This is a genomic window from Candidatus Accumulibacter aalborgensis, assembly GCF_900089955.1.
GTDB classification, from domain to species: Bacteria; Pseudomonadota; Gammaproteobacteria; order Burkholderiales; family Rhodocyclaceae; genus Accumulibacter; species Accumulibacter aalborgensis.
Window position 1 is genome coordinate 1 of sequence record NZ_FLQX01000149.1, and the last position, 8,023, is coordinate 8,023.

Below are 8,023 nucleotides of genomic sequence, written 5' to 3' on the forward strand. Positions count from 1 at the left end.
CCGACGAACGCCGACAGCCCGCTCAACTCAAGGAATTGGCACACCACCCGCACCCCGGCACCGCCCTGCAGGGTGATGGCGAAATGCGCCGCCAACACCAGTTGATGCAGCCACCGCACGTCCTCCGGGGTCTCCACCCACGCCGTCAAGGCCGCTGGCGCCGCGCCGACCGCTACCGGCTTGCACCACTCCTGCAAGGTACTGCGTGCCAGGCCGAGGTCGGCGAGCACCTGCTGGCTGGTCGAGATGCCGGCAATCGGCACCTTCGATGTCGCCTACCAGACAGTTGTCAGCGCACGGCAAGTACGCAGTTTCTCGTCGGCTGTGACCAGGGAGCAGCCGAGAATGATGGCGGTGGCAGCGATAATCCGGTCAGCGGGGTCGCCGTGCAGTTCCTGTCCTAAGCTCCCTGCCAGTTGGGCGATCTCGGCCGAAACTGGCGCGAAGCACAGTTCCGGCAGCAGATGGGCATCCGCTAGCCAGCGCTCGACCAGTCTGGCGAATTGTAGCCGGCCCCGGCGGACAGCCGTGACGATTTCGAGTATGCTGATGGCCGACACAACCACAGGGGCTTCCTGTGCCGCCTCGGCGATAGCTTGCTTCGCGGCGTGTGAGAGGGCCGACCCGCCTGTCAGCCACCAGACAAGAGCATGCGTGTCGAGGACGATCACCGGTTCATTTCCCATTCGTCAGCCGCGACAGCCGACTCGAAGGGATTGTCGTAGCGCACCAGACTGTTACGCAGGCGTGTGCGGGCGGCAGTGGTCTCGTCATTGGGGGGCGAAGGCGGGCAAATTTCGGCGATGACTCGGCCGTGTACCGTGATGCGGACCTTTTCCCCGCGCTCGACCAGCGCCAGATAGTTCGGCAGATTCTGGCGCAGGGCCGTGACATTGACATCTTTCATGGCTGCCTCCTCACTGTACAGGTGCGATGTACAGTTTCCGCTGGCGCGCGTCAAATCAGCGAAGTTAACCGTAGGCGCTGGGCAAGCATGTACTCGCACCTCTGGATCATGGCCACATACAGCTTCCCGACATCGTTGCGAGCAGAGGCGTGTTCCGTGCGACGGAGGCGCCCCCAGGCAAGCCGCTGCTTGCCGCTCTCAGACGCGAACGATGCGCACGCTGTCGGTGCTGCCGGCTCGCGGACCGGCCGAGCCGAAGACGACCGCCACGAGATCGCCACTGCGGACGATTCCCGCCGTGCGCGCCGCAGCGATGGCGAGCGGCAATTGCTCGCTCTTGAGATTCTCGGCGACCAGCAGCGGGTGGACGCCCCACACCAGGCAGAGGCCGCCGAGCACCTGCGGGCTGGTTGAGATGCCGGCGATCGGCACCTTCGGTCGGAAAGCGGCGACGCGATGCGCCGTCTGGCCGCTGCGCGTCGGGCAGAGGATCGCGGCCACGCCGAGATCCTCTGCCGCTTGCACCGCAGCGTGTGCCACAGCCCAGGCGACACGGTCGGCATCGGCGCCGGCGCTGGCAGCGGGGTCGACGCGGTCGTGCGGCCAGCCTTCAGCCGACTCGGCGACCTCACTCATCATGCGTACGGTTTCATTCGGGAACAGCCCGACGGCGGTCTCTTCCGACAGCATCAAGGCGTCCGTGCCGTCGAGCACCGCATTGGCGACGTCGTTCACTTCGGCGCGCGTCGGCAAGGGCGAACGCGTCATCGACTCGAGCATCTGGGTGGCGGTAATCACCGGCTTGCCTGCCAGATTGCACAAACGGATGATCTCTTTCTGCAGCAGCGGTACGCGTCTTGCCGGCATCTGGATGCCCAGATCGCCGCGCGCGACCATCACCGCGTCGGCCACTTGAATGATTCCCTCGATGTTGTCCACCGCCGCGGCGGTCTCGATCTTGGGCACCAGCGCCGGCCGGGGGCCACGCTTGGGAAGCATGGCACGCACACGCTCGACGTCTTCGGCCCGACGCACGAAGGAGAGTCCGACGAAGTCGACCTTGGCGGCAATCGCCATCTCAAGGGCAAGCGCATCGCGATCGGTGAAGGGCTCGACGTGCGCCTCGGCGCGCGGCAGGTGCATGCCCTTGCGCGAGCGCAGCGTGCCACCGCGGACGATTTCGGTGCGCACGTCGTTGCCGACCGCTTCGAGCACACGCAGCACGATGGCGCCATCCGCGAGATAGACTTCGTCGCCCCGGCGCGCCCACTGCGCCAACTCGGACAGGGTCGTGGCGACGTGATGCACGTCACCACGACCGTCGTCGGTGCCACTCAACAAGAACTCATGGCCGGACTCGAGTTCCACCGCGTCACCCACCACCAGACCAGTACGGATCTTCGGGCCGGGGAGGTCCACCAGCACCGCGACGTGGCGACCGAGTGCGCCAGCCAGTTCGCGGACCAGACGCACGTTGTTGCTGTGCGTCTGCATGTCGGAATGCGCGGCGTTGAGCCGCACGACGTCGACGCCGGCGGCCAGCAGTTGCCGCAGGGGCTCGGCGGCGGCGGTAGCGGGGCCGATCGTGGCCACAATTTTCGTTCGGCGCATTACAAGACTCCTCGATAGATTCGACAGCCGGTCTCACTTCCCGAACGAGGTGCTTCTGGCCAAAGCGACAGGCGAGCGAAGGGAAATTCGAAGGCGGGGCGTGGAGTATAGGCAGCGCTGGCAGCCACAGTCAATTGCGGCGCCGGTATCAGAAGGAGGCGAGAAATGCTCCTCGCCGCGACCAGCGCACGACAGGCTCACGGCACCGGTGTGCGGTCGCTCTAGCGACGGGTACAGCGGGGACGGCTATTGGCACATGCGTCGAATCTCGTTTTCCTTGATCGCCAGGTCGACTTGCAGCAGGACGGCGTCGACGTCGGCAAGGCGCTCGTCAAGCTCGACGCGACCGGTCAAGCGGAGGTCCGGGTGCAGCGAACCACCTTCATAGTGCGCCCAGATCTCCTTGTCGAACTGCGTATGGCTGAGCGCCGGGGCGAAGGCGCTGAAGTAGGTTCGCAGATTGCCCACGTCGCGGGCGAACATTTCGGCAGCGTTGCTGTTGCCGGCCGCATCGACGGCTTGCGGCAGGTCGATGATGACCGGCCCGCCGTCGCCGACAAGGATGTTGTATTCGGAGAGGTCGCCGTGAATGACGCCGGCGCAAAGCATGCGCACCACCTGATTGACGAGCAAGGCATGAAACTCCAGCGCCAGTTCCTCGCTCAGGTCGACATCGTTGAGCCGCGGTGCCGCATGGCCCTCGGCATCGAGAATCAAATCCATTAGCAAGACCCCCTCGAAGCAGAGGTGCGGCTGGGGAACGCGCACGCCGGCGGCGGCCAGCCGGTACAGTGCATCGACCTCGGCGTTCTGCCAGACATCTTCTTGCATCTTTCGCCCATAACGGCTGCCCTTGTCCATGGCGCGCGCCTGCCGGCTGTTCTTCACCTTGCGGCCTTCCTGGTAGAAGGCATTCTTGCGGAAGCTGCGCTGATTGGCGTCCTTGTAGACCTTGGCGCAGCGGATGTTCTGACCACAGCGAACGACATAGACGGTGGCCTCTTTGCCGCTCATCAGTTGACCAATCACCTCGTCAACGAGGCCTTCTTCGACGAGTGCAGCGAGTTTTTTCGGAGTCTTCATGGGGTGGTGGGCTTGTCGCCTGTTGGGTGGGAGCAGCGCCGTCCGGCGGAGATCGTCCGTCCGGGCCTTGCGTGATGTGGATGGCGGATCGATGGGTCAGCCATCGGCGGTAACGCTGGCGTCCGCGGTCAGCGGCACGAAGGGTACAGACATCGGCTGCGCCAGCGCCAGCCAAGGCGGCCGACGGTAACTGAAAGGAACGGAAAGTCAAGCGTAGCGTGGCGCTTGTCCGGAGTGAGGCGCGCAGCTATTTTACTATGCCGCCGGCTGGCGCCGCTCGCTTTTGAGCTGTGGCGAGGGCATTACCGAGGTGGCTCTAAACAAGGACACCCGCTTTGTGCTCCATGTGCGTAACGGGCGCCGCTCCGGACTGGCCTGGCCGGGCCGGGGACACACCGAGGAGGGACTCGGCGATCGCAGGGTGATAAGATCCGCCTGCAGGGTCGGCCGGTGGGCGGCCAACGGCAAGGGCTGCACCCTGTTAGGAGACCAACCATGCGACTGCTAGGCGGAATGGCACTGCTGCTTTCCCTGCATCTGGGGGCGGCCGAACTGGTCCTGGATCTACAGACGGGTCCGCTGACCTTGAACAGCACGGGCTTGCTGAACCACCCCAAGGCCCAGGACATCCTTGTCCCCCGGGATGTCAGCTACCAGCGCTCCATGCAGTACCGGGCCGTACCCATGGCCGAGCTGCTGCGGGGCATCGCCCCCACCGCCCATCTCCAGATCCTTTCCAGCGACGGCTTTAGCGCAGAACTACGCGCGGCACCACTATTGCAGAGCGAGGGGGCCCAGGCCTGGCTGGCCGTCGAGGACCCCGCAAGCCCCTGGCCCGCTCTGGGACCCGGCAAACCCAGCGCAGGGCCCTTCTATCTGGTCTGGAAGAATCCCGCCGAGGGCGACATCGGCCCAGAGCAGTGGCCATTCCAGATTGCCCGGGTGCGGCAGATTGCACCCCTGCAAGAGCGCTTCCCCGCACTGTTTCCGGCTGCCTCCGCCAGTGCCGAGGAGCAGGCCGGTTTTGTTCAGTTCCAGAAGAACTGCCTTGCCTGTCACCGGCTCAACAGGGCTGGCGACAGCGCCTTCGGACCGGATCTGAACATCCCCCACAGTCCGACCGAGTACCTGGCGGGGGACTTTCTGCGCCGCTACATCCGCGACCCGCAATCCATGCGCCGCTGGCCCGAGGGGCGCATGTCCGGGTTCAGCAGGGACGCCCTGAAAGACCGGGAGCTGGATCAGCTGATCGCCTATCTGCGCCACATGGCCGGACGCAAGGACAAACCCTGACGCCATGCTCAGGCCGGCAAGCAACGCAAAAGGCCAACCGCAGGATTGGCCTTTTGCGTTGCTTGCCGAATCAATTTTGGCTCCCCGACCTGGGCTCGAACCAGGGACCTACGGATTAACAGTCCGACGCTCTACCAACTGAGCTATCGAGGAACACGAGAGGCCGCATCTTAGTGACTTGGCGCCTATTCGTCAACAGACATGTTTATATGAGCGGGGTATGCACTACAACAGGCCACGCTCGGCAAAGGAGAGGGGTGGTGACTGCGCTGCCACGATGAAATGATCAAGCACCCGGACTTCCACCAGCGCCAGCACCTGTTTGAGTTCACTGGTCAACACCTCATCGGCGCGCGAAGGCTCGGCGACGCCCGAGGGATGGTTGTGCGCCAGTACCACCGCCGCTGCGTTGTGCCGCAGGGCCAGCTTGACGACCTCGCGCGGATAGACGCTGGTCTGTGTCAGCGTGCCACGAAAGAGCTCTTCAGCGGCAATCAGGCGGTTCTGGGCATCGAGCCACAAGGCAAAGAACACCTCATGCTCCAGCCCCGCGAGATGCAGCCGCAGGTAGTCACGTACGGCACCAGGGGAGGCAAAGGTGACGCCCTGTTTCATTTCTTCAACCAGCGCCCGCCGTGCCAGTTCGACGACCGCCTGCAACTGCGCGTACTTCGCGGGCCCCATGCCGGGCACTGCCGAAAAATCCGCAGGGCTGGCGGCAAACATGCGGGTCAGGCCACCGAAGCGCCCGATCAGATCACGCGCCAGATCCACTGCACTTTTGCCCCGCACGCCGACACGCAGGAAAATCGCCAGCAATTCGGCATCCGACAGCGACGCCGCGCCGTGCGCCAAGAGGCGCTCGCGCGGTCGCTCGTCCTTGGGCCAATCGGTAATCGCCATCTCGCCCTCACCAGTGTAGTGTCACGACCTCACGATCGATATTCTGCCCCAGGCTGACATGCCTGGGGCAGAGAAGGGGGCGCAGGGCTATTGTTGGTGGATATAGGTTCCCGGCGCGTCGCACAACGGGAGGTAGCCTTTTTCCGGAGCGCCCATCGGCGGTGCTTCTTCGCTACCCGAGGAATGCTGCACCAGCCATTCTTGCCAGGCTGGCCACCACGATCCTTCGTAGCTCGGGGTCTCCTTCTTCCAGGTTTCGGCATCGAGGCAGCGTTCGCCCTCTCGACAGACGCTGAGCTGGAACGAGCGGCGCGGTCGGCCAGGTTCATTGACGATGCCGACGTTGTGGCCGCCGCTGGTCAGGGCGAAGGTCAGTTCTGTCGAATCGCTCTGCAGGTGCAGCTTGTAGACCGAGTGCCACGGCGCAACGTGGTCGGCCACCGCGGCAACGGCAAACATCGGACAATGGATGTTGCTGATCGAGATGGCGCGCCCGCCGACCAGGTACTTGCCCTGGAACAGTTCGTTATCCACGTACAGCCGGCGGAGAACCTCGGAGTGCTGGCGATAGGGCATGCGCGTGCCGTCCGCGTTCCAGGCCATCAGGTCAAACATCGGTTCGCGATTGCCAAGGTAGTACTCGCGCACCATCTTCGACCAGATCAGGTCGGCGGACTTGAGCAACTGAAAACCGCCGGAGACCTGCTTGTGATCGAGATAGCCTTTCTGCCACATCATGTCCTCGAGCAGGGTGACCTCACTGGCGTCCATGAAGACGTTGATTTCGCCGACTTCGGTAAAGTCGGTCATGGTAGTGAACAGGGTGACGCTGGCCAGACGGTCGTCGCCATCGCGCGCCATTGCTGCCGCGGCGATGGTCAATAGAATGCCGCCCAGGCAGTAACCGACGGCGTGGATCTTGCGGTCCGGCAGGATGTCGGAAATGGCGTCGATCGCGGCCAGCGTTCCCGACTTGCGGTAATCCTCCATGCCCAGATCGCGGTGCTCGGGCCCAGGGTTCAGCCACGAGATCATGAACACCGTGTGACCGCGATCGACGAGATATTTGACCAGCGAGTTGTGCGGCGACAGGTCCAGGATGTAGTACTTCATCATCCACGCCGACTGCATCAGGACTGGTTCGCGCTGAACGGTGTCGGTGGTCGGCGAGTACTGGATCAGTTCGATCAGTGGATTGCGGTACACCACCTTGCCGGGAGTGATGGCGAGGTTCTCGCCGACCCGGAAGGCTTCGATGCCGGCCGGCTTTTCGTCGCGCAGCGAGCGGCGGAGGTCTTCACCGTAGTACTCGGCGCCCCGCGCCAGATTGGCGCCTCGTTCCCTGACCGTCGCTTCGACGATCTCGGGATTCATCAGGGGCACATTGACCGGCGACATCATGTCGAGGATCTGCTTGGCCGTGAACCAGACGGCGGCCTCACTGTGTTTGGAGATCCCGCGCACGCCGGTGGTCGCGTTGTGCCACCACTGCTGATTGAGCAGGAAGCCCTGATAGATCACATTGTAGGGAAAGCGCTGCCATCCCGGATGGTCAAAGCGATGGTCACCCGGCAGGGGCTTGATGCACGGTTCGGCATTTCCCGCCACGGCCGAGGTCAGGGCGTAGGATCCCAGGCGCAGCGCTTTGCGCGCCGCTTTCGCGCCGAGTTGAAACTGTTTGCCGGGCGACGCCGACAGGTGCACCATCCAGTCGAGATAAGCCATCGCCAGCGATGCCGGTGAAACCCCGCCACTCAATTGGCCGAGGGCGATGTTCGTCATCCGGTCAATGTTTTCCAGCGCGTCGGAATCAAGCAGGCGACGGTCACTCAAGCGACGAGAGAAATCCGCGTGGAAGGGTGGCGTCACAGCCTCGGTGGCGGAATCGGGTGGTGCAGACGGGGATTGTTGAGGGGTTTCGAGCATGGGTTTTCTCCGATGTGCGCTGAGACAAGCGTCAGCCGAAGGCGCCAGAACGCATTCGTGCCAAAGAATGCTAGAGCATCCAGCGAATGGTCGACTGATCCAGGTCAACACCCGGTGCACCCAGTGCCTGAAAAAGGGCGTCGGGCAAGCTGGCGGTCGCGCAGCGCCGGCCATCGGGCGAGCCGTTCGAGCGTGACACGGCCTGCGGTGCTGCTTTTGCTTTCAGCCCTGACGCATGAGGGCTCCAACCCCGTATTTTCAAGGCCTGGCGGTGGGTAGCAAGAAAAAACTTTCGCACAA

General features: G+C 63.8%; 8 protein-coding genes, 1 tRNA gene and 1 pseudogene. 1 reads left to right on the plus strand and 9 read right to left on the minus strand.

What is annotated here, in order from left to right:
* The 5 genes and pseudogenes from ACCAA_RS18685 to ACCAA_RS18705 all read right to left on the minus strand — a co-directional run.
* Positions 1 to 263: pseudogene (locus ACCAA_RS18685) on the minus strand (DUF6399 domain-containing protein); the annotation flags it as partial.
* 12 nt (positions 264 to 275) lie between these two features.
* Positions 276 to 671 (minus strand): type II toxin-antitoxin system VapC family toxin, encoded by a 396-nt coding sequence (locus ACCAA_RS18690; RefSeq protein ID WP_186408765.1) that lies wholly within the window; start codon positions 669 to 671, stop codon positions 276 to 278.
* Positions 668 to 907, minus strand: a complete 240-nt coding sequence (locus tag ACCAA_RS18695) for a type II toxin-antitoxin system Phd/YefM family antitoxin (RefSeq protein WP_186408766.1) — start codon at positions 905 to 907, stop codon at positions 668 to 670. Before ACCAA_RS18695 ends, ACCAA_RS18690 begins: the two co-directional genes overlap by 4 nt.
* A 198-nt stretch (positions 908 to 1,105) precedes the next feature.
* A complete protein-coding gene (gene pyk / locus ACCAA_RS18700) occupies positions 1,106 to 2,518 on the minus strand; it encodes a pyruvate kinase (RefSeq protein WP_186408767.1) in 1,413 nt (470 codons plus the stop codon).
* A 246-nt stretch (positions 2,519 to 2,764) separates the two neighbouring features.
* Entirely contained in the window at positions 2,765 to 3,601 is an 837-nt protein-coding gene (locus tag ACCAA_RS18705; protein ID WP_186408768.1) for a PA4780 family RIO1-like protein kinase, read from the minus strand.
* 513 nt (positions 3,602 to 4,114) lie between these two features.
* Between ACCAA_RS18705 and ACCAA_RS18710 the strand changes: the two genes are divergently transcribed.
* On the plus strand, positions 4,115 to 4,894 hold the full coding sequence (locus ACCAA_RS18710; RefSeq protein WP_425394501.1) for a cytochrome c: 780 nt from the start codon (positions 4,115 to 4,117) through the stop codon (positions 4,892 to 4,894).
* Between the two features lie 77 nt (positions 4,895 to 4,971).
* Here the strand turns inward: ACCAA_RS18710 and ACCAA_RS18715 are convergent.
* The 4 genes from ACCAA_RS18715 to ACCAA_RS21820 form a co-directional block, all read right to left on the minus strand.
* A tRNA-Asn gene (locus ACCAA_RS18715) sits at positions 4,972 to 5,047 on the minus strand.
* A 72-nt stretch (positions 5,048 to 5,119) separates the two neighbouring features.
* The gene (radC, locus tag ACCAA_RS18720) at positions 5,120 to 5,797 is read right to left on the minus strand and encodes a RadC family protein (protein ID WP_186408770.1); all 678 of its coding nucleotides are present in this window, start codon (positions 5,795 to 5,797) and stop codon (positions 5,120 to 5,122) included.
* Between the two features lie 87 nt (positions 5,798 to 5,884).
* Positions 5,885 to 7,723: a PHA/PHB synthase family protein gene (locus ACCAA_RS18725; RefSeq protein ID WP_186408771.1), complete on the minus strand. Its 1,839-nt coding sequence runs from the start codon at positions 7,721 to 7,723 to the stop codon at positions 5,885 to 5,887.
* Between the two features lie 70 nt (positions 7,724 to 7,793).
* On the minus strand, positions 7,794 to 8,023 hold a 230-nt coding region (locus tag ACCAA_RS21820), incomplete at its 5' end, for a hypothetical protein (RefSeq protein WP_222104817.1).